This is a genomic window from Pseudomonas sp. MWU16-30323 (genome assembly GCF_020515595.1).
GTDB classification, from domain to species: Bacteria; Pseudomonadota; Gammaproteobacteria; order Pseudomonadales; family Pseudomonadaceae; genus Aquipseudomonas; species Aquipseudomonas yamanorum.
In genome coordinates, this window is the sequence record NZ_JAIWYM010000003.1 from 314,905 (window position 1) to 337,557 (window position 22,653).

The following is a 22,653-nucleotide window of genomic DNA, read 5'->3' on the forward strand; positions in this document are numbered from 1 at the left end:
GGATGCAAGCTGTCAGAGAGTACGAATATGCCGCCACTGGAAACCCTGCAAGTCTTTCAATCCCTCAACCGCTCGCCCAACGCTCGCCTCGAGCTGTGCGCCGAGCTCGGTGACGGCTTGTCTGCAGCCTTGTGGAGCAACCATCACGACGCTCAGGATTACGAAGCCCCCGACCATCACACCTTGTCCTGCTACGTCGGCGGCGGCACCGGCACCTTTCGCCGCGACCAGCCCGGCACCAAGGGCGGCCCGGACAAGCTGTGCATCCTGCCGGCCGAGCATCAGTCGGCCTGGGTGATCAACGGCGAAATCCGCCTGGCCCACGTGTATTTCAGCCCCGAGCAATTCGCCCTGGGCTGCGTGACCTTGCTCGACCGTGAACCCCGCGAGTTGCAGCTGCGTGAGAGCACGTTCCTCGACGACGCGCAGCAAGCCCGGCGCTTTCACCAGTTGATCAGCCTGAACTGGAAAGAGCCCGGCGAGCGCCTGCTGACAACCAGCCTGGCCCATGAAATGCTCAGCCATACCTTGCTCAGCCAGGTGGGAATGCGTGAAGGTTTGCGTTTGAAAGGCGGGCTGGCCGCCCACCAGCGTCGGCAATTGGTGGAGTACATCGACCAGCAGTTGGCCGAGCCCATCAGCCTGGGGCAACTGGCAGGGTTATGTGCGTTGTCGGAGTACCACTTCGCGCGGATGTTTCGCGAGAGCTTTGGCCTGCCGCCCCACCAGTACCTGCTGGCGCGGCGCCTGGCCCGCGCCCGGGAGTTGTTGCGTGGCGGGACATTGCCCCTGGGCGAGATTGCGCTGGCGTGCGGGTTTTCCAGCGCCAGCCACTTTACCAACCGGTTCCGCCAGGCGATGGGGGCGACACCCGGGGAATACCGGCAGGCGTTCCTGCCTTGAAATGCGATCTGCCTACCTGCCCAGGTCCAATGTGGGAGCGGGCTTGCTCGCGAAAGCGGTGTGGCAGTCAACACATGTACTGACTGATCCACCGCCTTCGCGAGCAAGCCCGCTCCCACATTTGCTTCTCGGTGCTCAATAGTCCGTGCTGTTGGCCAGCGTCGTAGCCAGACGGTTTTCCAACGCCTTGACCCGCGCGCCTGCGACCACGTAATTGTTGGTCACCATCGAAAACACCAACTTGCGCCCCTTGGCATCGATGACATACCCGGTCAACGACGACACGCCGCTCATCGAGCCGGTCTTGCCGTGCAGGTTGTTTTCCGCCGCCGTGCCCCGCAGGCGATAGCGCAGGCTCCCACCTACCAGGCGTTCCGGGTTACCGGCAACCGGCAACGCGTTGTACCAGGCGTTGAACCAGGGCTGTTTGCTGGCGGCCAGCAGCACGTCCGTCAGGTTCTGCGACGACACCAGGTTACGTCGGGACAACCCCGAACCGTCCACCTGATTCAACGTCGCCGTATCAATCCCTTGACGCTTCAGGAACCCCGCCACCGCCGCCACACCGGCAGGCGCCGTACCGGCATTCACGGTCTTGCGCCCCATGCTCTTGAGCAATGCCTCGGACATGTTGTTGTTGGAAAGCTTGAGCAACGGCGTGATCAAGTCCTGCAGCGGCGCCGACTCATGCATCGCGAGCACTGTCGCCGTGGTCGGCGTCACACCCCCGATCATCCGACGCCCCTGCACGACAATCCCCTGCTGCGCCAACGCCTGCCCAAACAGATTGGCCACCAGTTGCGTCGGCTCCCAGACACTGACCAATTGCCGACTCTGCTTGCCCGGGGCCAACGCGCCACTGAGGCGCAACAGGTTGGTGCCGTGCTGGCGATTGATCCCATAGCTGTTGCCCGGGCCGCTGACGGCGCGGTTGCCGATCTGCACGTAGTCGGTCGCCGGGCTGATATCCACCGTTACCGGGCGCCCTGCCGTAACCGGCGCCTTGGCCGTGACCAGCAGGGAACCTGCATCGAAGTCGTCATTGGGCGAGACCGTCAGCGCCGAAATCTGCGCGCCGTAGTAGGTGCTTTCATCGTCCTGGGACCAATCGGTGCCCAGGCGCTCGGCGTCGAAGAACGTGTCGTCGAACACCAGGTCGCCCTGCACTTGCTGGATACCCTGCTGCGCCAGGCTGGCCGCCAACGCCTGGTAATCCGCCCACTGGATCGTCGGGTCGCCCAGGCCGCGCAAGTAGAGATTGCCGTTAAGCACCGCGCCCTGGCGGGTGCCGTCGCTCAACAGTTGGGTGGAAAAACGGTATTGCGGCCCCAGCACATCCATCGCCGCCGTGGTGGTCAGCAACTTGAGGCTGGAAGCCGGCGTCAGCCGTGTGCGTGGGTTGTGTTGGTAGAGGGTGTTGCCGCTGCGGGCGTCGCGCACCATCAGCGACACGCTGGCACCGTGCAACGCCGGGTCGGCCAGCAACTGGTCGAGGGTGGCGCTGGTGGAAGTTTTCGGCGCCGTGGCGCAACCGCCCAGCAACAAGCTCAAGCCCAGCAGCAGCCCGCCGGTGTGTGTCCATCGTCCCAACTGCATCGGTATCGTGTTCCCGCAAAGTCATTAATGGCGGCCACGCTAGCAGCTCGACAACCGTATGGCGAGGCAGCCGGCTACCGCGCCAAACGGTGCAGCCGAATTTAGAACGTCAGGGTGCTGGACACCGACACCTGCCGCGCATCGCCGATGGACACGAACTGGGTGTTCACGGCGGAGGTGTAATAGGTGCGGTCAAACAGGTTCTTCACGTTGAGCTGGAACTTGACCTTCTGCCCCTCGATTTTAGTGTCATAGGTGGCGAACGCATCGGCCACGGTGTAGCCCGGCAGTTCGAAGCTGTTGGCCGCGTCCCCTGCGCGCTCGCCGACATAACGTGCCCCGGCACCGACCCGCAGCTGGTCGCCACCGAGAATGCTGCCGAAGTCATACACCGCCGACAGCGAGCCGGTGTTCTTCGCCACGTTTTGCAGGCGATTACCTTTGTACTCCGGGTCTTCGGTAACCTCTGCATCGGTGTAGGCATAGCTGCCGATCACGCTCCACTTGTCCGTCAGTTGGCCGCTGGCATCCAGTTCCAAACCACGGGAGCGCACTTTGCCGGCGACGCTGTAGACCGAGGTCAGGCCATCGCCGACCTGCACCAGCACGTTGCGTTTTTCGATGTTGAACAGGGCGGCGCTGGCAGTGATGCGACCCGGAATGTCGAGTTTGGTCCCCAACTCCCAGGACTTCGACTGCTCCGGTTCAAGGCTGCCATCCAGCACACTTTTGTTCGCCAGCGGCGCGATGGTGGAGTTGGGCTTGAACGACTCGGTGTAGCTGCCATAGAACGACAGCTCATCGGTGTAGCGGTACACCAGGCCCGCGCGTGGCACCCACTTCTGGCCATTGCCGTCGGTGTTGGCGGTGAACGGGACACCCTTGCCGGCGTATTGGTCATACATCTGATAACGCGCGCCGCCCACCAGAATCCACTGGTCGGTGAGGTGGATCGCATCCTGCAGGAACAGCGAGTCGCTGCGCAGCAGGTCCATCTGGTTGCTGTCCGGCGCGCTGACGGTGGTGCCCGCCACTTCATTGCCATAGACCGGGTCGTTGTAGTTGAACGTGCCACGGGACGCCTGGCGGATCAGGTCGGCCCGGTAGATCTTGCGGTACTCGTCATCCAGGCCGAAGGTCAGGTCGTGCTGCATGCCCGCGACGTTGACCTTGCCTTCAAGGCTGGCGGTGGCGAAGCGGTCCGTGGTCAGTGCGCCCTGGGTGCCGTCCATGCTGCGGGTCAGGGTGCCGTTGGTGTTGACCTTGACCACACGCACCTGGCTGGCGTCGTAGGTCTCGCGGTTCCAGCTGTAGCCGAAGTGGGCTTTCCAGTCGTCATTCAAATCGTGGTCGGCTTCGAAGCGGTACAGGTCGGAGCGGCCTTCCATGTTGTTGAAAGGCTCGTCCAGGCGGCGAGTCGACGGGATGTTGAGCGGGTGGTTGGTCTTGGGGTCGATGGCGGTGCCCCGGTCAAACGGCGAGAGAAACTCCCGGTGCTCATAGGCAAACAACAGCTTGGTGTTGTCGCCGTACCAGGCCAGCGACGGTGCGATCAGGCTCTCGCGGTGAGTGCCGTAGTTGCGCCAGTAATCCTCGTCTTCATGATCGACGATCAAGCGATACGCCAACCCGCTGTCACCGATCGGCCCCGTGGTATCGAGGTTGCCGCCGCTGCCGTTCTTGCCGTCGCCAAACGTCGAGCCACGCACCGTCAGCGACGTGGATTGAGTCAGCTCGGGTTTCTTGCTGACGATGTTGACCACGCCACCCGGATCCTGGATGCCATACAGCAACGACGACGGGCCCTTGAGCACTTCGACGCGCTCGGCGGTGGAGTTCATCGCGCGGCCCTGCACCAGCGGCATGCCGTCCTGCATGATCGAACCGTTTCGGTTGTCACCAAAACCACGCAGCATCACCGCGTCCTGGGTGCTGCCCAAGGTGTTGGCCTGGGTAATGCCGCTGACGTTAGCCAGGGCATCGTCGAGGTTGCGCGGCTGTTGATCGCGAATCACCTGAGCCGGCACGACGTTGACGGTTTGTGGGGTTTCCAGCAGCAGGCCGTGGGAACGCATCACCGAACTGGTAGGCGGCGGTTGATAGCTGGTGGTATCCGAGGCCAGGGCGGCACCGCTGATGGTCGTGGCGCCGAGGTTCAGCGCGCCGTCGGTGGGCAGCGGTTCCAGGGCCAGGGTGCGGGCGTCGATCTGGCGGAAAGTGAAGCCGGAGTTGCCCAGCAGGCGTTGCATGGCCTGGGACGCGCTCATCTGCCCGGTGATGGCCGGGGCCTTGATGGCGTAAGGCGCTTCGTCGGTGTAGACCACGCTGATGCCGGTCACCCGGGTGAAGTCGCTCAACGCCTGGGGCAGCGGCTTGGCAGCCAGGGCAAAGCTGAACACTGCGCTCTGTTGCTGCGCCTCTGCCGCCTGCGCCACGCCCAGGGGCAGCAGCGCCAGCCCCGACACTGCCAATACCGAGGCTCCCAGCCAATGTTTAACCGAACCCGCCGACGTTGCCCTGGACTTCATGCTTGAGAACCCGTGTGTAAAAACGCTGTTAATGCGAATTAATCGCAGTTTCAAGCACTACACGGATCGCCGACAGGTTTACCTCACACTGATTTGAAAATAATTTCAGTCACGCCGGTTGGATCCGAAATCCGAAGCGTGGAAAGTGCACGTGTACGGTGCCGCCGCGTTCATCGGTGCGCCGCAGAATCAGCTCTTCACTCCCGGTGAACAGCAGTTCCCCCTCCACCGGATCAACACCGTAATCGGTCGCAGAGATGGTCACCTGCTGGCCAGCCTTGAAGCCGTTCGGGTCGACGAACAATTCTTCAGGCAAGGCAGCCGGTGCAGCGTTGCGGGCCACCTCCAGCGCCTGTTCCGAACTCATTTCGCTGAAGGTGCCATGACCAAAACCAAACACCCGGCCCAGCCAGGCCGAAACGGCGGGATAAACATCTACCAACGGCGCCGTCACCGGCGTGGCCTTGAGGAACCAGAGCGGATGGGCCAGGGAGAAGTCGGCAATCGACGGCTCGCCAAACAGGAAATCTCCCGATTCGTGCTGCAACTGTTGCTCCAGCCGCGCCATGATCGCCGGCCATTGGTGGCGTGCGAGTTCCGCCGGGATACGGGTCGCCGAACCACCACTGAACAGTGCGGTACGGTCGGCGATAAACGCCTTGATCGCTTCCGGCGGCAGCTTGGCAAAACGCACCGCCACCGACTCCGGCTGGAACACCAGGCTGACGGCATGGGCAAACACTACAGAATCGGCCCAGGCGGCGAAGGTGCGGGTGATCGCTTCCTGGCCCAGTGGGAACAGTGCCGGCGTTGATTTCTCCTGCTCAAGGCGCCGGGCAATCAACGCGGTGTCGCAATAGACGTCAGCGCCGACCTGCAGCACGGGTGTCTTGCGATAGCCGCCGGTGAGCGCGGTCAGGTCAGGCTTGGGCATCACCGGCGAGATGTGCACCGAGCGCCAGGACAAGCCTTTGAAGCCCAGCAGCAGGCGCGCTTTTTCCGCGAACGGGGATGTCGGGTAATGGTGAAGAATCAACTCGGACATGCTGGACTCCGCTAAAAACAAGTGGATGTTCAGCTTAGCGCGCCCAACCGCTGATTGGCGTGATGGGAACCCATCAGTCAGAGTGATGGGCCCGTGGCCGCCAGGCATTCCTTGGCGCTTTTCTTGAGTTTCTTGATCAGCCGTTCCTGGCGCAGCGCCTCGGCCTTGCTGGTGCACTCTTCGGTGTACACCAGCGCCACGGCGGGGCTTGAGAGAAAAAACCGCGCGCCTTTGCCGCTCTGGTGCATGGCAAAACGGCGCACCGGGTCATTGCTGATGCCGCAGTAGAGCGAGCCATTGGCGGCGCGCACCAGGTAGACAAACCACGGTTTGGCTTCAGAAGGAGTCGTCACGGATCAATTCGGCAAACCAAAGGAACGCCAATCTTATCAACGACTGGCCTGGAACGCCTTCAACCCTTTCAGCGCCTGGGCCCGCACGGCGTTTTTCACCAGCGGTGTCCAGCCCAGCAACAGGCCCTTGGTGCCCAACGCCTGGCGCGACCAGCGCCACAGGTCAAAGTGGTCGTGGTGCTCACAGATCTTGCCGTCACGAAACACAAAACGCGCCCGGATATCGTTGACCACGGTGTTGCCCGTTGCGCTGAACAGGTAGGTCGCCACCCAATGGGCGCTGCCGGTGATTTCATCGCTGCGCACACTGTCGAAGGTCAGGGAAAAATCCTTGGCCCGGGTGGTCAGCATGCGCCACATGTCGCCAGCATCACGGCCACGCAGTTCACCGAACGCCGGGTCGCTGAACACCACGTCGTCGGTGTAGCAGGCGCTCATGGCCTCGGCATCCAGGCGCTGGAAGGCGCTGTAGAACTCGGTGATCAGGGCGTTATGGGCGTCGCTCATGGGCAGTTTCCGCAAAAGGGGTTTGGAGGGTCGGTACGATAATCCCCAGGGCCCGGGAACACTACTGGCATCAACGCCAGGAATACCTCATCCCAGCCCTTCAGGGCACCATTCCGCTGCTGCGAGCATAGGCGAACAAATCCACATCGGTGGAGATACACAGCCGGTTCATGGCGGTGCTTTTCTGTTTGCTGATGGTGGAGATGCTGCGATTGACCCGCGCGGCAATCTGGCTGACGGTCATCCCGCTGGCCAGCATGCGCACCACTTCGCGCTCCTTGCCGGACAGTTGCGGGGGTTGTGATTGATCGCCCGTGCCCGCCTGCACCAACTGGGTCCGCAGGGACTCGCTGACGAAGGTCTTGCCCTCGCAGACCTCCTTGATCGCCGTGGGCAACTCCTTGGCCGATGCACTCTTGGCGACAATACCTCGGGCGCCCTCGGCGAACGAGGCACGCAAGGTGGCGATATTGGCGAACATCGTCACCAGGATCACCGGCACCCCGGGGTATTGCCGTTGCAACAAGCCCAACAACACATAGCCGTCAGCCTGCTGCCCGCCCGGCATGGCGAAGTCCGTCACCAGCACGTCGCAAGGGGTGGTGCCCAGTACCCGCAGCAGCTCATCCGGGCCATTGGCCTCACCGACTACCTTGCACTTGCCGTTGGCCTCGATCACCACCTTCTGCCCGATCCGAACAATGGGATGATCATCAGCAATAATTACGCGAAGCATAGAAATCCATGAGTAATGGCAAATTGATTTGCGCAAAATAACCCTGTCCGACCCGAGCAACAACCGCCCACTCAGGAGCGTTTTTCAATGGCGTCCCGTGTTCTTAAGTGGGTGATTTTTTACCTACAGCAAAAAAGGAAATCGCCTACAAACCAACCCTACACACAAAGGTAATACCCCCTACAAGAATCACTGAAAATGTCATAAATCTGTCAAATAGCGCAGATACACCAGCAGGTCCTGGTCGAACTGCTGCAACGCCCGCCTGTTGCACCGGATCCCGTGCTTGCGCACCTGCTCGATCAACTCACCCGCACAGCGATCCAGTTCAGTCTCGCCAAAAAATGCCAGGCTTCCCGCCAGGCGATGCAAGCAGTCGACCAATGCATGCGGGTCGACGATGCGGCAAGCCTTTACCAGGTCTGCGTAATCAGCCTCGGCCTCCAGCACCAGGGTGCGCAACATCTGGTTCACCACCTGTTCATCACCAAAGGTCTTGATCAGTTCGGCGCGGCTTGGCCAGTTCGCCCTGGCCACTGGTGTGGACGGTGGGTGCGCACTCGCGCCCGGTGGCTGTGGCAACCACTGCTCAAGCACCGAACGCAATTGTTCCAGAGTCAGCGGCTTGAGCAGCCAGGCGTCCATGCCGGCCTCAAGGCAGCGGCGGGCATCATCCGGTGAGAGTTTGGCGGTCAAGGCAATGATCGGCACACGCGGGCGGCTATGTACGGCCTCCCGCCGCCTGATCTCACGGGCCATGCTGTAGCCATCCAGCACCGGCATGCGGCAATCGCTGATCACCAGGTCGAAATGCCGGAGGGCGAGGGCCGTCAACGCAGCCTGCCCGTTACGCACCAACTCGTGATCGATTTCGAATTTTTGCAGGAACCAGCCCATCAAGGCGCGATAGGCCTGATGGTCCTCGACGATCAGCACGCTCAGGTGCTTCCAGTGAGCAGGAGGACTGCGCCATGGCACCGTTTGCTGCTTGGGGGCGTCGTCAGCAAACACGCTTGGCGTCATGGCCACCTCGATATCGGTGCCGACCTGCCAGGGCCGTCGGGCGGCCCTGGCCTATCGTCAGGTGAGGGTGCGCTCGACGGTGATCCTTAACCCATCCCTCTGGCACCCATTACCGAATCAAGCTATCCACATGAACACCACTCTTGCGATACAAGAACTACGAAAAGACAGTTTTTCCTACAGTACAGCCCACCTATTCCGACTTGACGCAGGCGAGCTTGAGCGATAGCGGATTGTCGTAATTCTTGTATTTCCCCTCCTCCCCCCCGGCGCTAAATTGCGCCCCAGCCCAAGAGGGCAACCCGCCAATTCACCTGGCGGCCAACCATCCGAACTGACCCGACGCCCAACCGCGCCTCCTTCTGCGCTGCGGTGACGTGCACCCGTCAGTCGACCCAAGACCGAGACAACAGACCATGAACAAGCACCTGATCGCCCTTGCCAGCACCCTGCTGATCACCGGCACCGCCCCTGCCTTCGCCGCCAGCACCGTGGACCTGACCGTCAAGGGCATCATCACCCCCAACGCCTGCACCCCAAGCCTGTCCAGCGGCGGAGTTATCGACCACGGCAAAATGTCGGCCAAGGACTTGAATGCCACCCAGATCACGATGCTGCCAAAAGTCGAGTTGCAAATGACCGTGACCTGCGATGCGCCGGTCATCTTCGCCCTCAAGGCGACCGATAACCGCGATGGCTCTGGCACCAGCAGCGGCTTCGGGCTGGGCTTTATCAACGGCACGCAAAAGCTGGGCTCCTATACCTTGAACCTGGGCACCAGCACTAACCCGCCCCAGGCCGACGGCGAAACCGTGCAAGCCATCGGGTCCTTCGACAATGGCGTCACGTGGGAGCGTTGGAACAGCTTCGAAACCGGCGTCTATCTCTCGGTCGCCACCCTGGCAGACGCCAGCACCCCGCGCGCCACCCAGCTACTGGTCACGCCCGTGGCCTACAGCGGCTACATCAACCGCACCGACGGCCTGGACCTGAGCAACGAAGTCAATATCGACGGCTCGGCCACCATCGAAGTGATGTACCTCTAATCCCTTACACCATCGACTCTGCAACCAAAGGTGCCGCTCGCCTATGAATTCCTCACCCGCTGTCTTTCTCGCCACGTTGCTGCTGGCCCCCACCGTGCTGGCCGCCAGCAGCACCGACTTCGCCGTCACGGGCACCATCACGCCCAATGCCTGTGCACCCATGCTCTCCAGCGGAGGTGTAGTGGATTACGGAAAGATGCCGGCCAAGGAGCTCAATGCGGATCGCCCCACTTCACTGCCTTCGCAAACCATGCAGATGGAAATCCTGTGTGACGCGCCAACGTTCATCGCGCTGAGCACCATCGATAACCGTGCGGGTACTGCGGCGATCAACCCGAACTGGCATGGCCTGGGCACGACGGCCAACGACGAAAAACTCGGCAGCGCCGCCTTCGGCCTCTACAACACGACGGCCGACGGCCTCGTGGTTAGAACCATTACCTCCGACGATGGCGGGGCCACCTGGAGCCCGTCAGTGGTCCTCGGCCATAACGTGATTACGTCCATCTCGGCTGCCACCAACGCGACGCCGATCGCCGTGACGCGCTTCAACGCCAACCTGCGCGTGTACACCATGGTCGACGGCACCGACCGCCTGACCGTGCTCGACGAAGTGCCACTGGACGGCCATGCCACCGTACAACTGAAGTACCTGTAACCCTTTATTCAAGCGGCCCCACTCGAAAGGAAACGTGTGCCCCATGAAACTTACGCTCAATGCCCTGGCCACCGCACTGCTGGTCAGCACCAGCGCCTCGGCCCTGGCGGCGTCAACCGTCGACCTGACTGTCAAAGGGGTGATTACCCCCAGTGCCTGCACCCCCGGCCTGTCCGGTGCCGGCGTGATCGACTACGGCAAGATTTCCGCCAAGGACCTGAACCTGACGACCCAGACGCCACTGCCAAGAACCACACTGCAACTGACCATCACCTGCGAGGGCAGCACCCTGTTTGCGATCAAGGGCACTGACAACCGCGCAGGCTCCGGCAGCACGCTCAACGGGTATGGCCTGGGCCTGATCAACGGCACGCAAAAACTGGGCGGTTATGACCTGACCCTGCAAAACGCGGTGGCCGACAGCGTTAACACCAAAGTCCTGTTCTCATCGGATGACGGCACCACCTGGAGTGACCTGGACGACACCGCGCTAGTGCCCTCCTCACTGGCCGCCTTCGGTGACCGATCAAGCGGCATCTGGCTACCCGTTGCGATCGAGCAAGTGACCAGCGACTTGACCGTCTACGGCCATATCGCCCGGGCCGACAGCCTGGACCTGAGCGATGAACACCCCATCGACGGCTCCGCCACGTTCGAAGTGAAGTACCTGTAAACCCGCGGCCTCGCCGCTCGCGGCGAGGCGCCTTAGCGCACCGAACACATTGAAGACCGAATGATGAACAGAACCCTACGTCTGTACGCGGCGCTGTTATTGCTCAACACCGGCTCTAGCGTGTTTGCCAGCACCGCCACCGAGATGACCCTTTCGGGCCTCGTAACCCCCAGTTCCTGCACGATCGCGCTCTCCGGCAGCGGGGTTATCGACCATGGCACCATCCCTGCCCATACCCTCAACCAGGAGGCGCCCACCCCATTGCCCAGCCAATGGCTGGACGTGGAGATCCACTGCAGCGGCCCCTTGTTGTTTGCCCTGATCGGCATGGACAGCCGCGAGGATTCGTCTGCCGCACCGAACACTTTCTACGGCCTGGGAAAAAACCCCAACGCGCCCACGGAACACTTGGGCACCGTCGGCCTGGCGTTCGAAGCCGCGCTGGGGGACGGCCAGGTCATGCAGTCACTTGTGTCAAACCCCGAGGGCGGCCTCTGGGCTCCCCAACCGGCCATCCACCCCAAGACCCTGATGGGTTTTGCCCGTCCCGGCCGACCGTTTCCGGAACCCATCGTCACCCTGACCACCCGGATCCGCGCACAGACCACCATCCACCCGGCGAACCGTCTGACCCTCAGGCAGGACGTTCCCCTCGATGGCTCACTGGTCCTGGACCTGCGCTACCTCTAAGCCCTGTGATCATTTTAGGAACTGCGTCATGAAGACCTATCCAACCTTGCTGGCCCTGGGCTGGCTGCTGAGCACCCAGGCGTTTGCCGACGGCATGGTGCCCGACACCTCGGTGGTGATCGTCAACGAGGCCGACGGCGAAGCCTCGGTGTCGGTGACCAACACCGACGGCAAACTGGCCCTGCTGCACGTCACCCTCGAAGACATTCCGGAAGACACCGAATCGTTGCTGTTCGTCACCCCGCCCCTGTCCCGGGTCGAGGCCGACAAAAGCCAACTGGTGCGCTTTATCCTGCAAAACCCCAAGCCCCTGACAACCCAACGCCTGAAACGGGTGATCTTCGAGGGTATGCCCAAGGACCGTGATGCCGCCCAGGCAGGTCACGCTCGGGTGGGCGTGACCGTGCGCCAGAACCTGCCGGTGATCATTCACCCCAAGGGCCTGGCGCCAAACCGCACCCCCTGGACCGGGCTGACCTGGTCGTTGAACGCCGGTCACCTGCAGGTCGCCAACCCCACGCCTTACGTGGTGCGCCTGGCCCAGGAGCTGCAATTGCTGCCGGGCAAGCAAAGCCTGGTGCTGCCGCGCACGTATGTGTTGCCCGGCGAAACCCTGCGGCTCAGTACCCCCCACACCGCCACGGCGGTGCGTCTGCAACCGGCCACCGTCTACGGCTTTGCCGTCGCCGCCTATGAAGCACCGATAACCGCCGCAAACGCTGAATAACGAAGTGACAGCCCTGTGACTGTCACCGGGAAGCCCGCCAACCGTTGCCGGTTTCCATAACCTGAGTGCCTTTACGTGAACACAGTAACCACTGACCCGGCTGGCGAAGCCGTGCCCGACGGTCCTTTACGCCCCGCCCGGATGCGGGCCGCGCTGCCACTGACCATGGCGTTGCTGTCGGCCGATGCCTGGGCCGACGCCTTCGATGCGCAAACCCTGCACCAGCGCGGTATCGACCCGGAACTGGCCTACCTGTTGCTGGACGCACCGCGCTACACCAGCGGCCGCCACGCTGTGAGCCTGACGGTGAACGGCCAGCGCCGTGGACGCCTTGATGTGCAGTTCGACAGCCAGGGCGCGCTGTGCTTTGACCGCCCGCTGCTGGACGCCGCCGACCTGGTGATACCGGCGCCGCTGGGCGACAGCACCTGCCATGACTTCCTCGGCGAATACCCGCAAACCGTGGTGGAGCAAGATCCCGCCAGCCTGAGCGTGAGCCTGATGGTGCCCACCGATGCCCTGCGCCCGCGCCAGCGTGAGTTGTCCGGTTATGAAACCGGAGGGTTCGCCGGCTTGCTCAACTACGACCTCACCGGTTTGTACAACCGCTATGGCGACGACGCCAGCCGCTTTGGCTCGGCCAATACCGAAGTGGGGTTCAACGCGGGCGACTGGATCGTGCGCAGCCGCCAGGTACAGACCTGGCAAGACGCCCGGTCCCGCAGTACCCACCTGGAGGCCTATGCCCAGCGCACCTTCGCCGAGCAGCAGACGGTGCTGCAGGCCGGGCAGATCAACCTCTACAACCCGGTGCTGTCATCCGCACAGATCACCGGCATGCAGCTGTTTACCGAACAAGCCCTGCAGGACCAGGAACAGGGCTCGACCATCAGCGGCATCGCCAACAGCCCGGCCCAGGTGGAAGTGCGCCAGAACGGCGCGCTGATTCACTCCACCGTGGTGCCGGCCGGGCCGTTCTCGCTGACCGATGTTCGGCGCCTGAACACACGCTCCGACGTTGAAGTGACGGTCAAGGAAAGCACCGGCGAAGAACGGCGCTTCACCGTGCCGGCGGCGATGCTCGGCATCGGCCTGCCAGCGCCGGGTTACTCGTTGGGAGCAGGCCGGGTGCGCAATATCGGCGATACACGGGGCGACGATCCATGGGTGATCAGCGGCGGCTGGAGCGGCGCCTTGAACCCGCGCCTGAGCCTGGGGGCCGGCGCGCTTGCCGCCGAGGACTACCGCGCCACGGGTGCCAGCCTTGGCCTGTTGCCGTGGACAGACGGCCAGCTACAACTGTCGACCCAGATAGCCGATGCCCAACGCCTGGGTGAACGCGGCGTACAGACCGACCTGAGCCTGTCCCAGCGCCTGGGCCGGCAATGGTCGATCACCGCCGGCGCCTCCCACCGCACCATGGGCTATCGGGAGCTGGAAGACGCCGCCTACTACGATTCACGGGACGACGACGGTCGCCTCACCCGCTATCGCGACCAGCAGAGCCTGGCCCTGGGCTGGGCCCATCCATGGCTGGGCGCCTTCAATGCCGGCCTGTCGCGCACCACCACGTTCAACGGCGAAAACAGCAGCCGCGCCCTGGCCTCGTGGGGCACCAGCGTGCGCGGCGTGTCGCTGTCGGCCAGTGCCGAATGGCAGGTCAGCGGCCGGCAGAATAACGAGAACGCGGTGTACCTGAACCTGAGCGTGCCCCTGGGCGAGAACCGCCGCGGGCGTTCCTGGGTGCGCAACTCCGGTGGCGAGCACCGCATCGGCCTGGGGGTGAACGAGCAGGTCAACGATCAACTCAGTTATCGGGTCAGCGCCGAGCACGACAGCCGCGACCAACAAGTGGAATCCACCCTCGGCGTGTCCTATCTGCCGCGCTATGCACAACTGGACCTGAACTACAGCCGCTCGGACGCCGAACGCTCCAGCTACCAGGGCGGCGCACGCGGTGCGGTGGTGGCCCACAGCGGTGGCGTGACCTTCTCGCCTTACCCGGTGCGCGACACCTTTGCCCTGGTGTCTGTCGGCGATATGGCCGGGGTCAAGCTCACCACGCCCAGCGGTCCGGTGTGGACCGACTTCCAGGGCCAGGCCGTGGTGCCGCAAGTGTCCGCCTATGGGCGCAGCCCCGTGGAAGTGCAAACCCAGTCGCTGCCGCGCAATGCCGATATCAGCAACGGCCTGGCCGTCATCAGCGCCGGGCGCGGCGCAGTAGACCGTGTGGAATTCGGCGTGGCCCTGACCCGCCGTGCCTTGCTCACGGTGACCACCGACCAGGGCACGCCACTGCCCCGTGGCGCCACGGTCAGTACCGCCGATGGCGAGTTCGTGACCCTGGTGCAGGAAGGCAGCCAGGTGTTCCTGCCGAACGTGCTGGACCCACGTCGCCTGTGGGTCAAGGCACCCGGCATGAGCCGCTGTGAACTGCAGGTTGAACTCGCGGAAAAAGCCGACCCGCAGGTGTATTTCGAAACCGCCCCGGCGCGCTGTGTGACGCCATGAGGAAGACTGTGATGAAGCGATTGTTACTGCTGGGAGTGGCCCTGGGTGCCATCGTCCAGGCCCGGGCGCACGCCGACGAATGCCAACTGACCCTGAGCCAGTCACGCCTGGATTTCGGCGTGATGAACCGCGCCGTGCAGCGCAACCCCGGCGCAGAAATCCTGCTGGGGGAACGCCGCCTGAGCCTCAACCTGAACTGCCCGACGCCCACCGATATGCACGTGTTCTACCGGGCCCTGGCCGCGACCGCCGAGCGTTACCGCTTTACCGAGCGTGGCAGCTACCGCGTGCACGTCAGCGATGCGGTACTCGACGGCCAGGCTGTTGAACTGGGGTTGACCGGCGGGCAAGGCCAGGCGCCCAGCGCCAGGGGCAGGTCGCTCGACTGGCGGCCCGACCAGGCCATCGTGCCGTTGCGCGACGGCGTGCCGACCACCGGCAGCAGCTTCTCGGCGCAGTTGCAGGTCGATGCCTGGGCACAGGCCGACGCCACGCAAGTGCGTGACGCGGTGACCTGGGAAGCCACCGGGTTGATCGACGCCGTCGCCACCGGCCGCGCCCGGGAGCTGTCGGTGCAAGCCGGCTTCGCCCCTGCTGCCTGTGAAGCCACGCTGTCCAACGGCGGCATCATCGATTTCGGCCGTATGTGGGCCAAGAGCCTGTACGCCGACAAGGAAACCGGCCTGGCCTCCCGCAGCCTGCTGCTGAGCATCGGCTGCGACGGCCCGACCCACTTTGCCTTGCGCATGCATGACAACCGCAACGGCTCGGCCACCGGCGGAACGGATGAAACCGCCTACGGCCTGGGGGTGGACGACAGCCGCAATAAAATCGGCCGCTACTTTCTCTACTTCGACCCCTTCGACCTGCGCGCCGATGCCCTGCCCCAGGTGTACCGCACCGACTCCACCACAGGTGGCGTGGCCTGGAGCAGCTCCAACGCCTACCCCATTCCCATCGGCAGCAGCAGTTTGCTTGGTTTTACCGCGACACCCGGCAGCAATGCCGGCCCCTCGGCGATCCAGAACCTGAGCGGGCAGGTCAGCGTGCGCGCCGTTCTGTCGCCCATGAACAGCCTGGACCTGCGTACGGAAGTACTGCTCGACGGTTCGGGCACGATTGAAATCATCTACCTCTGATCAAGGAGTATGGTCATGCACCTACGCCCGCTTTCTCTCGCAACACTTGCCCTGCTGACCCTCAGCGCCGGCGCCAACGCGGCCTCCAGTGTCGAACTCGGCATCACCGGCCTGCTCACCCCCAGCGCCTGCACACCGGCACTGTCGAGCAACGGGCTGATCGACTACGGCAAGATTTCCCAGCAGGACCTGAACATCGATCGCGGCAAACGCCTGCCGGTGCGCTACCTGAGCGTGACCATCAACTGCGAGGCCGCGACCCGTTATGCCCTGCGCATGAGCGACAACCGCGACGGCACCGCCAACGTCAACAGCGAAATCTATTACGGGCTGGGGCTGGACCCGAGTGGCAACAAGATAGGGCTGTACTCTCTGACCTTCGACCCCAGGCAGACGGTGATCGACAGCCTGCCGGAGGTTTACGGCACCGAGTCCACCAGCGGTGGCATCGCCTGGCGCACCGCCAACAGCAACCCGATCGACATCGGTTCGCGCAGCTTTCTCGGCTTCACCGACACCGTCGGCAGCACCAGCGGACCGACCGCCTTCCAGACGCTGAGCAGCCTGGTCAGGGTCGATACGGTGATCGCTGCCAAGAACAATCTCGACCTCAGCAGCGACGTGCATATCGACGGTTCCAGCACCCTGGAGGTGCTCTACCTCTAGACCTTCTCGCTGGTCACGGCGACATACCGCGCACGCCCGGCGCCCAACCCCGCGATGATCGCGCCCAGGCCGATCACCGCGAAAATCCAGCCGGTGGCGTTCCAGCCACCGGTCCAGTCATGCACCAGCCCGACCGCGAACGGCCCCATGGACGCCAGGGTGTAGCCGATCCCCTGGGCCATGCTCGACAGGTTGGCGGCTACATGGGCGTCCCGTGAACGCAGCACGATCAAGGTCAGCGCCAGGCTGAAGGTGCCGCCCTGGCCCAGGCCCAGCAGAATCGCCCAGCCCCACAAGCCGTCCAACGGTGCATACAGGCAACCGAACAGACCGCCCAGGGTCAGCACCATCACCACCACGATGGCCAGGCGCTGGTCCTTGCCGCGGGTGGCCAACCAGGGCGCGGCCAGGGAACTGGCCAACTGCACAATCACCGAACCGGAAAGCACCAGGCCCGCCTGGGTGGCGGTCAGGCCACGGCCGATCAGGATCGACGGCAACCAGCCAAACACAATGTAGGCCAGGGACGATTGCAGGCCCATGTACAGGGTCACCTGCCAGGCCAGCGGGTCACGCAACAAGCCCTTCACGCGATAGGCCACCTGGTGCGCACCGTGTTTCTGGCCAACTTGTGGCAACCAGAACAACGCCGCGACCAACGCCGGGAGAATCCAGAAGCCCAGGCCGATGTTCCAGCTGTCGCCGAAGTAATGACTCAACGGCACGGTAGAACCCGCCGCCAACGCCGCGCCCAGGCACAGCGCCATGGTGTACACGCCGGTCATGGTGCCGGCCTGTTTGGCAAAATCGCGCTTGACGATACCGGGCAGCAACACCCCGATAATGCCGATGCTCGCGCCCGCCAGCAGGCTGCCGGCGAACAGCCCGGCCTCACCCAATGAGCTGCGCAGGATGATGCCGCCGGCCAGGGTCAGCAGAATGCCCAGCACCACCCGCTCTGCGCCAAAACGTCGGGCCAGGATCGGTGCCAGTGGCGCAAACAGGCCCAGGCACAACACCGGCAATGTCGTCAGCAACCCGGCTTTTGCGGCAGAGAGCCCCAGGCTGTGCGAGACCTCAGCCAGCAGCGGCGCCATGCTCGACAACGCCGGGCGCAGGTTCAGCGCCACCAGGATCAGGCCCAACAGCAACAGCCACGGGCGACTCACCAGCGGCGGGCTGTGCTGGACCTTATCGTCATCGGCTTCGGCGTCGATCAGCAGTTCTTCAAGGGCATGGTCTGAACGGGGCATGGTGGTCTCGGGTTCAAGGTTCATTGATCAACTGCCGGGACAGGGCCTTGGCGCGTTCCGGGTCCTGTTGTTCCACGGCATCGAGCAAGGCGCCGTGCAGGTCGAACACCGCTTGCCGGCGCGGCTGGATGTTCAGGGTCTGGCGCAGTTGCGCGCCGACGATGCTGGAGAAGTAGTGGTACAGCTCGCTCAAGGCCGGGTTGTGGGCGGCGTCCACCAGGCGTTTGTGGAACACCAGGTCGCAGCTGATGTAGTGCTCAAGATCACCGTGGTAATGGTCGCCGCTGGCTTTCAGCGCCGCGCGCAAAGCGACCAGGTCTTCATCGGTACGGCGCAACGCGGCCAAGCCGACTGCCTCGACTTCGAGAATCTGCCGCGTCTCCTGGGCCTGGGCCAGGGTGCAGTGGGACAAGGCTTTCATGGCGCCCAGAGGGTCGGTCATGGAGCGCAGGTAGCTGCCGTCACCCTGGCGGATCTCGATCAATCCGGAGAACGCCAATACGCGCATGGCTTCGCGCACGGTGTTGCGGCTGATCCCCAGCTCGGCAGACAACTCGGGCTCGGTGGGCAGACGCTCGCCGATGGCCCATACGCCTTGGGTAATGCGCTGGCGCAACTGGTCCAGGGCCTGGTCGACAAGGGAGCGTTTTATCAGAGGGGCGATATCTGTCATGGGTTTCGTCCTTTCATCCAATCATAGGATGAATTTTCCCACAGCCTATTCGGAGTTGCCTACAAAGGCAACGCACTAGGGTTCTTGAGCAGGCAAAGGAGCAGAATTTTCGAGTTGAAAAACACGATGTTGTACAAGTCGATGACCACTCATGACGACCATCGCGTTTGGCAAGATGTGTATCACCTTCACTCACATGATCTGGAGATCTACATCAAGGTGACCTACCGCACGGACGGTAAACCTCCGGTGATCTCCTTCAAGGAGAAAAACCGATGAAAACAGAGCAATGCTTCAGCTGCGGCAGGCATGACGGAATGCATCACTTCTCAGGACGTAGCGAAACCTCGGAAGTCAAAGGTTTGCATCGCCGCATAGACGATCTGTCTGGATGGGAGTGCCAGGCATGTGGAGAGGTGATCCTGGACCCCGAAGACGCGGAACGCTATTCAGACCACTGCGATGAAATCGTTCACAGTTTCAGGCAGATGGTCGGCACCGAGATGAGGCGCATACGCCGCAAACTGCACCTTTCACAAAAAGAAACGGTACAACTGCTATCGGGTGGCGGCCACAACGCCTTATCTCGTTACGAGCGCGGTGAGGTATTGCCCCCCAAATCCCTGGTAGTCCTGATGCGTTTGCTTGAGCGTCACCCGCACTTGCTGGTCGAAGCAAAAATCCTGAGTGAAGGCGCAGATCTTCGTAATTCCGTGCATACGGTACATAAAGAGCACGAGACACTGACCACAACTTGATTGATGGCAAAAATAAACCCGGCACCAGGCCGGGTTTACTGTTTCAAGCATTACCCATGGATCAATGCAGAATCTGGCTCAGGAACAACTTGGTCCGATCATTCTGCGGGTTGTCGAAGAAGTCATTCGGCGCCGCCTGTTCAACAATCTCGCCCTTGTCCATGAAGATCACGCGGTTGGCCACGGTGCGCGCAAAGCCCATTTCGTGGGTGACGCAGAGCATGGTCATGCCGTCTTCCGCCAGACCGATCATGGTGTCCAGCACCTCTTTCACCATCTCCGGATCGAGTGCCGACGTCGGCTCATCGAACAGCATGATTTTTGGCTTCATGCACAGCGCACGGGCAATCGCCACGCGCTGTTGCTGGCCGCCGGACAGCTGCCCCGGAAACTTGTGGGCCTGCTCCGGAATACGCACGCGCTCAAGGTAGTGCATGGCAATTTCTTCGGCCTTGCGCTTGGGCATCTTGCGCACCCACATCGGTGCCAGCGTGCAGTTCTGCAGGATGGTCAGGTGCGGGAACAGGTTGAAGTGCTGGAACACCATGCCGACTTCACGGCGGATCGCTTCGATCTGCTTGAGGTCGTTGGTCAGTTCCACGCCATCGACCACGATGCGGCCCTGCTGGTGCTCTTCCAGACGGTTGAGGCAGCGGATGGTGGTGGACTTGCCGGAACCCGACGGGCCGCACAGCACGATACGCTCGCCCTGCTTGACGTTCAGGTTGATGTCTTTCAACACATGGAACTGGCCGTACCATTTGTTGACGCCCTGCATCTGAATAATGCCTTCAGGGCTCACAGGCTGTTTGATCGCTTCACTCATCACAACACTCCTAACGCTTGTGGCCTGTGTCCAGCTTGTGTTCCAAATGAATGGAATAGCGGGACATACCAAAACAGAAAATCCAGAACACCAGGGCGGCGAACACGTAGCCTTCAGTGGCCATGCCCAGCCATTTCGGGTCGGCGGCGGCTTGCTTGACGCTGTTGAGCAGGTCGAACAGGCCGATGATGATCACAAGGCTGGTGTCCTTGAACAACGCGATAAACGTGTTGACGATGCCCGGAATCACCATCTTCAGCGCCTGGGGCAAAATCACCAGGCCCATGCTGCGCCAGTAACCCAGGCCCATCGCGGCCGCAGCCTCGTATTGGCCCTTGGGAATCGCCTGCAAGCCACCGCGCACCACTTCGGCCACGTAGGCCGACTGGAACAGGATCACGCCGATCAACGCCCGCAGCAGTTTGTCGATGCCCATGCCTTCCGGCAGGAACAGCGGCAACATCACCGACGACATGAACAACACCGTGATCAACGGCACGCCGCGCCAGAACTCGATGAAGGTCACGCAGACCACACGAATCGCCGGCATGTTCGACCGCCGCCCCAGCGCCAGCACGATGCCCAAAGGCAAGGCCCCGGCAATGCCGACGGTGGCGATCACCAGGGTCAGCATCAAGCCGCCCCATTGGCTGGTGGCCACGTTGGTCATGCCGAAGATCCCGCCGTGGAGCAGGAAGTAGGCAACGATCGGGTACACCACCAGGAAGCTCAGGCCATAGACCGCCTTGCGCTTAAAGCGCGAGATGAACAACGGCGCCACGCCGACAATGGCCAGCCACACGGTCAGGTCCACGCGCCAGCGCAGGTCGCCGGGGTAATAGCCGTACATGAACTGCCCGAAGCGCTGTTGGATAAACACCCAGCAGGCGCCTTCCTTGGTGCAGTCGGCGCGGGTGGTGCCCACCCAGTTTGCATCCAGGATCGCCCAGTGCAGGATCGGCGGCACGACCAGGTAGATCAGGTAGAACGCCAGCAACGTCAGCAGGGTGTTGAGCCAGCTGGAAAACAGGTTGGCACGCATCCACGCCATCGGCCCGAAGACCTTGTTGGGGGGTGGCATGTCCGGTTTGAAAGTATGAGAAGTCATGCTGGTTTCCTCACCGCTCGATCAGCGCAATGCGCTTGTTGTACCAGTTCATCAGCAGGGAAATGCTGATGCTGATCGCCAGGTACACGCTCATGGTGATGGCAATGACCTCGATGGCCTGGCCGGTCTGGTTGAGCACCGTGCCGGCAAACAGCGAAACCATTTCCGGGTAACCGATACCGGCGGCCAGTGACGAGTTTTTCGCCAGGTTCAGGTATTGGCTGGTCAGCGGCGGGATGATCACGCGCAGGGCTTGCGGGATGATCACCTTGCGCAGGGTCGGACCGTTGCGCAGCCCGAGGGAACGCGCCGCTTCAGTCTGGCCGTGGCTGACGGACTTGATGCCTGAACGCACGATCTCGGCGATAAACGCCGCGGTGTAGACGGTCAAGGCAAGGGTCAACGCCAGCAACTCGGGAATCAACACCCAGCCACCGACGAAGTTGAAGCCTTGCAGCTTGGGCATTTCCCAGTGCAGCGGCGCGCCGAAAACCAGTGCGCACAGCGTAGGGATCACCACCAACAGGGCCAGGCCGGCCCAGAACTTGTGGAACGGAACCCCGGTGGCTTCAAAGCGTTTGTTCGCCCAACGGGCCATCAACACAACGGCGATGATTGCTACCACGACGCTGATCACAAACGCCCAGAAACCGTCCGCCATCAAGGCGGCGGGCATGTTCAGGCCACGGCTGCTGACGAAGAAGGTGTCGCCGAAGTTGTGGCTGTTACGCGGCCCCGGCATCGTCAGGAATACCGCGAAATACCAGAACAGGATTTGCAGCAGCGGCGGAATGTTGCGGAACACTTCCACATACACGGTCGCCAGCTTGTTGATCATCCAGTTGGGCGACAAGCGCGCCACACCGATGATGAACCCGAGGATGGTCGCCAGGACCACGCCGATCACGGTCACCAGCAAGGTGTTGAGCAAACCGATCACAAAGACCCGGGCATAGCTGTCCGATTCGGTGTAGTCGATCAGGTGCTGAGCGATGCCGAAGCCGGCACTGCGCTCAAGAAAGTCGAACCCCGAGGTAATGCCCCGGTGCTGAAGGTTGGTTTGCGTGTTGTTGAACAGGTACCAGCCCAACGAGACCACCGCCACAATCGTGATGATCTGGAATAGCCACGCACGCACTTTTGGATCACTGAAGCTGAGCTTCTGTTTTGGTGCGCCGATTTGATTTTGCATTAAGTGCCCCAGGAATAATGGAACAGAACATCACCCGGCGGT

Annotated in this window: 22 protein-coding genes and 1 pseudogene; 11 read left to right on the forward strand and 12 right to left on the reverse strand. The window is 62.5% G+C overall.

Features of this window, described 5'->3' with window-relative positions:
* The first annotated feature begins 27 nt into the window (after window positions 1-27).
* Complete coding sequence (locus LIY45_RS06360) at window positions 28-903, forward strand: AraC family transcriptional regulator (RefSeq protein WP_226475703.1); 876 nt, start codon at window positions 28-30, stop codon at window positions 901-903.
* Between the two features lie 135 nt (window positions 904-1,038).
* On the opposite strand, the gene dacB is transcribed toward LIY45_RS06360, so the two are convergent.
* The 7 genes from dacB to LIY45_RS06395 all read right to left on the reverse strand — a co-directional run bounded on the left by dacB (window position 1,039) and on the right by LIY45_RS06395 (window position 8,604).
* Window positions 1,039-2,499 carry a D-alanyl-D-alanine carboxypeptidase/D-alanyl-D-alanine-endopeptidase gene (gene dacB, locus LIY45_RS06365; RefSeq protein WP_226475704.1) on the reverse strand — a complete coding sequence of 487 codons (1,461 nt, stop codon included), beginning with the start codon at window positions 2,497-2,499 and terminating at the stop codon, window positions 1,039-1,041.
* 101 nt (window positions 2,500-2,600) lie between these two features.
* Window positions 2,601-5,027: a TonB-dependent receptor gene (locus tag LIY45_RS06370; protein ID WP_226475705.1), complete on the reverse strand. Its 2,427-nt coding sequence runs from the start codon at window positions 5,025-5,027 to the stop codon at window positions 2,601-2,603.
* Window positions 5,028-5,136: 109 nt separating this feature from the next.
* Entirely contained in the window at window positions 5,137-6,072 is a 936-nt protein-coding gene (locus tag LIY45_RS06375) for a glutathione S-transferase family protein (protein ID WP_226475706.1), read from the reverse strand.
* 77 nt (window positions 6,073-6,149) lie between these two features.
* Window positions 6,150-6,425 carry a GIY-YIG nuclease family protein gene (locus LIY45_RS06380; protein WP_017480043.1) on the reverse strand — a complete coding sequence of 92 codons (276 nt, stop codon included), beginning with the start codon at window positions 6,423-6,425 and terminating at the stop codon, window positions 6,150-6,152.
* A 36-nt stretch (window positions 6,426-6,461) separates the two neighbouring features.
* Window positions 6,462-6,932 carry a nuclear transport factor 2 family protein gene (locus LIY45_RS06385; RefSeq protein WP_010170354.1) on the reverse strand — a complete coding sequence of 157 codons (471 nt, stop codon included), beginning with the start codon at window positions 6,930-6,932 and terminating at the stop codon, window positions 6,462-6,464.
* A gap of 100 nt (window positions 6,933-7,032) precedes the next feature.
* On the reverse strand, window positions 7,033-7,668 hold the full coding sequence (locus LIY45_RS06390) for a response regulator transcription factor (RefSeq protein ID WP_017480042.1): 636 nt from the start codon (window positions 7,666-7,668) through the stop codon (window positions 7,033-7,035).
* A gap of 201 nt (window positions 7,669-7,869) precedes the next feature.
* Entirely contained in the window at window positions 7,870-8,604 is a 735-nt protein-coding gene (locus tag LIY45_RS06395) for a response regulator (RefSeq protein WP_226475729.1), read from the reverse strand.
* Window positions 8,605-9,107: 503 nt separating this feature from the next.
* Here LIY45_RS06395 and LIY45_RS06400 point away from each other — a divergent pair.
* From LIY45_RS06400 to LIY45_RS06435, 8 genes are all read left to right on the forward strand, one after another.
* Window positions 9,108-9,737: a DUF1120 domain-containing protein gene (locus tag LIY45_RS06400; RefSeq protein WP_226475707.1), complete on the forward strand. Its 630-nt coding sequence runs from the start codon at window positions 9,108-9,110 to the stop codon at window positions 9,735-9,737.
* A 43-nt stretch (window positions 9,738-9,780) separates the two neighbouring features.
* Window positions 9,781-10,395, forward strand: coding sequence for a DUF1120 domain-containing protein (locus LIY45_RS06405; protein ID WP_226475708.1), 615 nt, complete (start codon window positions 9,781-9,783; stop codon window positions 10,393-10,395).
* 43 nt (window positions 10,396-10,438) lie between these two features.
* Window positions 10,439-11,068: a DUF1120 domain-containing protein gene (locus LIY45_RS06410; protein ID WP_017480038.1), complete on the forward strand. Its 630-nt coding sequence runs from the start codon at window positions 10,439-10,441 to the stop codon at window positions 11,066-11,068.
* Window positions 11,069-11,131: 63 nt separating this feature from the next.
* Window positions 11,132-11,758, forward strand: a complete 627-nt coding sequence (locus LIY45_RS06415) for a DUF1120 domain-containing protein (RefSeq protein ID WP_226475709.1) — start codon at window positions 11,132-11,134, stop codon at window positions 11,756-11,758.
* A gap of 28 nt (window positions 11,759-11,786) precedes the next feature.
* On the forward strand, window positions 11,787-12,485 hold the full coding sequence (locus LIY45_RS06420; protein WP_226475710.1) for a fimbria/pilus chaperone family protein: 699 nt from the start codon (window positions 11,787-11,789) through the stop codon (window positions 12,483-12,485).
* Window positions 12,486-12,626: 141 nt separating this feature from the next.
* On the forward strand, window positions 12,627-14,996 hold the full coding sequence (locus LIY45_RS06425) for a fimbria/pilus outer membrane usher protein (protein ID WP_226475730.1): 2,370 nt from the start codon (window positions 12,627-12,629) through the stop codon (window positions 14,994-14,996).
* Between the two features lie 11 nt (window positions 14,997-15,007).
* Window positions 15,008-16,135 carry a DUF1120 domain-containing protein gene (locus tag LIY45_RS06430; RefSeq protein ID WP_226475711.1) on the forward strand — a complete coding sequence of 376 codons (1,128 nt, stop codon included), beginning with the start codon at window positions 15,008-15,010 and terminating at the stop codon, window positions 16,133-16,135.
* A 15-nt stretch (window positions 16,136-16,150) separates the two neighbouring features.
* On the forward strand, window positions 16,151-16,801 hold the full coding sequence (locus LIY45_RS06435; protein ID WP_226475712.1) for a DUF1120 domain-containing protein: 651 nt from the start codon (window positions 16,151-16,153) through the stop codon (window positions 16,799-16,801).
* Here LIY45_RS06435 and LIY45_RS06440 read toward each other — a convergent pair.
* The gene (locus LIY45_RS06440) at window positions 16,798-18,078 is read right to left on the reverse strand and encodes a CynX/NimT family MFS transporter (RefSeq protein ID WP_226475713.1); all 1,281 of its coding nucleotides are present in this window, start codon (window positions 18,076-18,078) and stop codon (window positions 16,798-16,800) included. The genes LIY45_RS06435 and LIY45_RS06440 overlap by 4 nt on opposite strands.
* Window positions 18,068-18,727, reverse strand: a complete 660-nt coding sequence (locus LIY45_RS06445; protein WP_017480031.1) for a FadR/GntR family transcriptional regulator — start codon at window positions 18,725-18,727, stop codon at window positions 18,068-18,070. The genes LIY45_RS06440 and LIY45_RS06445 overlap by 11 nt, the downstream gene beginning before the upstream one ends.
* Window positions 18,728-18,823: 96 nt before the next feature.
* Here LIY45_RS06445 and LIY45_RS06450 point away from each other — a divergent pair.
* Together LIY45_RS06450 and LIY45_RS06455 are read left to right on the forward strand one after the other, a co-directional pair.
* Window positions 18,824-19,006 (forward strand): annotated as a pseudogene (locus LIY45_RS06450) (type II toxin-antitoxin system MqsR family toxin); the annotation flags it as partial.
* On the forward strand, window positions 19,003-19,485 hold the full coding sequence (locus LIY45_RS06455) for a type II toxin-antitoxin system MqsA family antitoxin (protein WP_226475714.1): 483 nt from the start codon (window positions 19,003-19,005) through the stop codon (window positions 19,483-19,485). The pseudogene LIY45_RS06450 and the gene LIY45_RS06455, both read left to right, overlap by 4 nt.
* A gap of 61 nt (window positions 19,486-19,546) precedes the next feature.
* On the opposite strand, the gene LIY45_RS06460 is transcribed toward LIY45_RS06455, so the two are convergent.
* The 3 genes from LIY45_RS06460 to LIY45_RS06470 are packed head-to-tail and all read right to left on the reverse strand — an operon-like array spanning window position 19,547 to window position 22,611.
* Complete coding sequence (locus tag LIY45_RS06460; protein ID WP_003171943.1) at window positions 19,547-20,311, reverse strand: amino acid ABC transporter ATP-binding protein; 765 nt, start codon at window positions 20,309-20,311, stop codon at window positions 19,547-19,549.
* A gap of 10 nt (window positions 20,312-20,321) precedes the next feature.
* Window positions 20,322-21,419, reverse strand: a complete 1,098-nt coding sequence (locus LIY45_RS06465) for an amino acid ABC transporter permease (protein WP_017480028.1) — start codon at window positions 21,417-21,419, stop codon at window positions 20,322-20,324.
* A gap of 10 nt (window positions 21,420-21,429) precedes the next feature.
* Window positions 21,430-22,611, reverse strand: coding sequence for an amino acid ABC transporter permease (locus tag LIY45_RS06470; protein WP_226475715.1), 1,182 nt, complete (start codon window positions 22,609-22,611; stop codon window positions 21,430-21,432).
* Window positions 22,612-22,653: the final 42 nt, after the last annotated feature.

Bases quoted from the DNA above. Each gene is read 5' to 3' on its own strand.
- LIY45_RS06360 (WP_226475703.1), top strand. From the start codon at position 28: ATGCCGCCACTGGAAACCCTGCAAGTCTTTCAATCCCTCAACCGCTCG.
- dacB (WP_226475704.1), bottom strand. From the start codon at position 2,499: ATGCAGTTGGGACGATGGACACACACCGGCGGGCTGCTGCTGGGCTTG.
- LIY45_RS06370 (WP_226475705.1), bottom strand. From the start codon at position 5,027: ATGAAGTCCAGGGCAACGTCGGCGGGTTCGGTTAAACATTGGCTGGGA.
- LIY45_RS06375 (WP_226475706.1), bottom strand. From the start codon at position 6,072: ATGTCCGAGTTGATTCTTCACCATTACCCGACATCCCCGTTCGCGGAA.
- LIY45_RS06385 (WP_010170354.1), bottom strand. From the start codon at position 6,932: ATGAGCGACGCCCATAACGCCCTGATCACCGAGTTCTACAGCGCCTTC.
- LIY45_RS06390 (WP_017480042.1), bottom strand. From the start codon at position 7,668: ATGCTTCGCGTAATTATTGCTGATGATCATCCCATTGTTCGGATCGGG.
- LIY45_RS06400 (WP_226475707.1), top strand. From the start codon at position 9,108: ATGAACAAGCACCTGATCGCCCTTGCCAGCACCCTGCTGATCACCGGC.
- LIY45_RS06405 (WP_226475708.1), top strand. From the start codon at position 9,781: ATGAATTCCTCACCCGCTGTCTTTCTCGCCACGTTGCTGCTGGCCCCC.
- LIY45_RS06410 (WP_017480038.1), top strand. From the start codon at position 10,439: ATGAAACTTACGCTCAATGCCCTGGCCACCGCACTGCTGGTCAGCACC.
- LIY45_RS06415 (WP_226475709.1), top strand. From the start codon at position 11,132: ATGAACAGAACCCTACGTCTGTACGCGGCGCTGTTATTGCTCAACACC.
- LIY45_RS06420 (WP_226475710.1), top strand. From the start codon at position 11,787: ATGAAGACCTATCCAACCTTGCTGGCCCTGGGCTGGCTGCTGAGCACC.
- LIY45_RS06425 (WP_226475730.1), top strand. From the start codon at position 12,627: ATGCGGGCCGCGCTGCCACTGACCATGGCGTTGCTGTCGGCCGATGCC.
- LIY45_RS06430 (WP_226475711.1), top strand. From the start codon at position 15,008: ATGAAGCGATTGTTACTGCTGGGAGTGGCCCTGGGTGCCATCGTCCAG.
- LIY45_RS06435 (WP_226475712.1), top strand. From the start codon at position 16,151: ATGCACCTACGCCCGCTTTCTCTCGCAACACTTGCCCTGCTGACCCTC.
- LIY45_RS06440 (WP_226475713.1), bottom strand. From the start codon at position 18,078: ATGAACCTTGAACCCGAGACCACCATGCCCCGTTCAGACCATGCCCTT.
- LIY45_RS06445 (WP_017480031.1), bottom strand. From the start codon at position 18,727: ATGACAGATATCGCCCCTCTGATAAAACGCTCCCTTGTCGACCAGGCC.
- LIY45_RS06455 (WP_226475714.1), top strand. From the start codon at position 19,003: ATGAAAACAGAGCAATGCTTCAGCTGCGGCAGGCATGACGGAATGCAT.
- LIY45_RS06460 (WP_003171943.1), bottom strand. From the start codon at position 20,311: ATGAGTGAAGCGATCAAACAGCCTGTGAGCCCTGAAGGCATTATTCAG.
- LIY45_RS06465 (WP_017480028.1), bottom strand. From the start codon at position 21,419: ATGACTTCTCATACTTTCAAACCGGACATGCCACCCCCCAACAAGGTC.
- LIY45_RS06470 (WP_226475715.1), bottom strand. From the start codon at position 22,611: ATGCAAAATCAAATCGGCGCACCAAAACAGAAGCTCAGCTTCAGTGAT.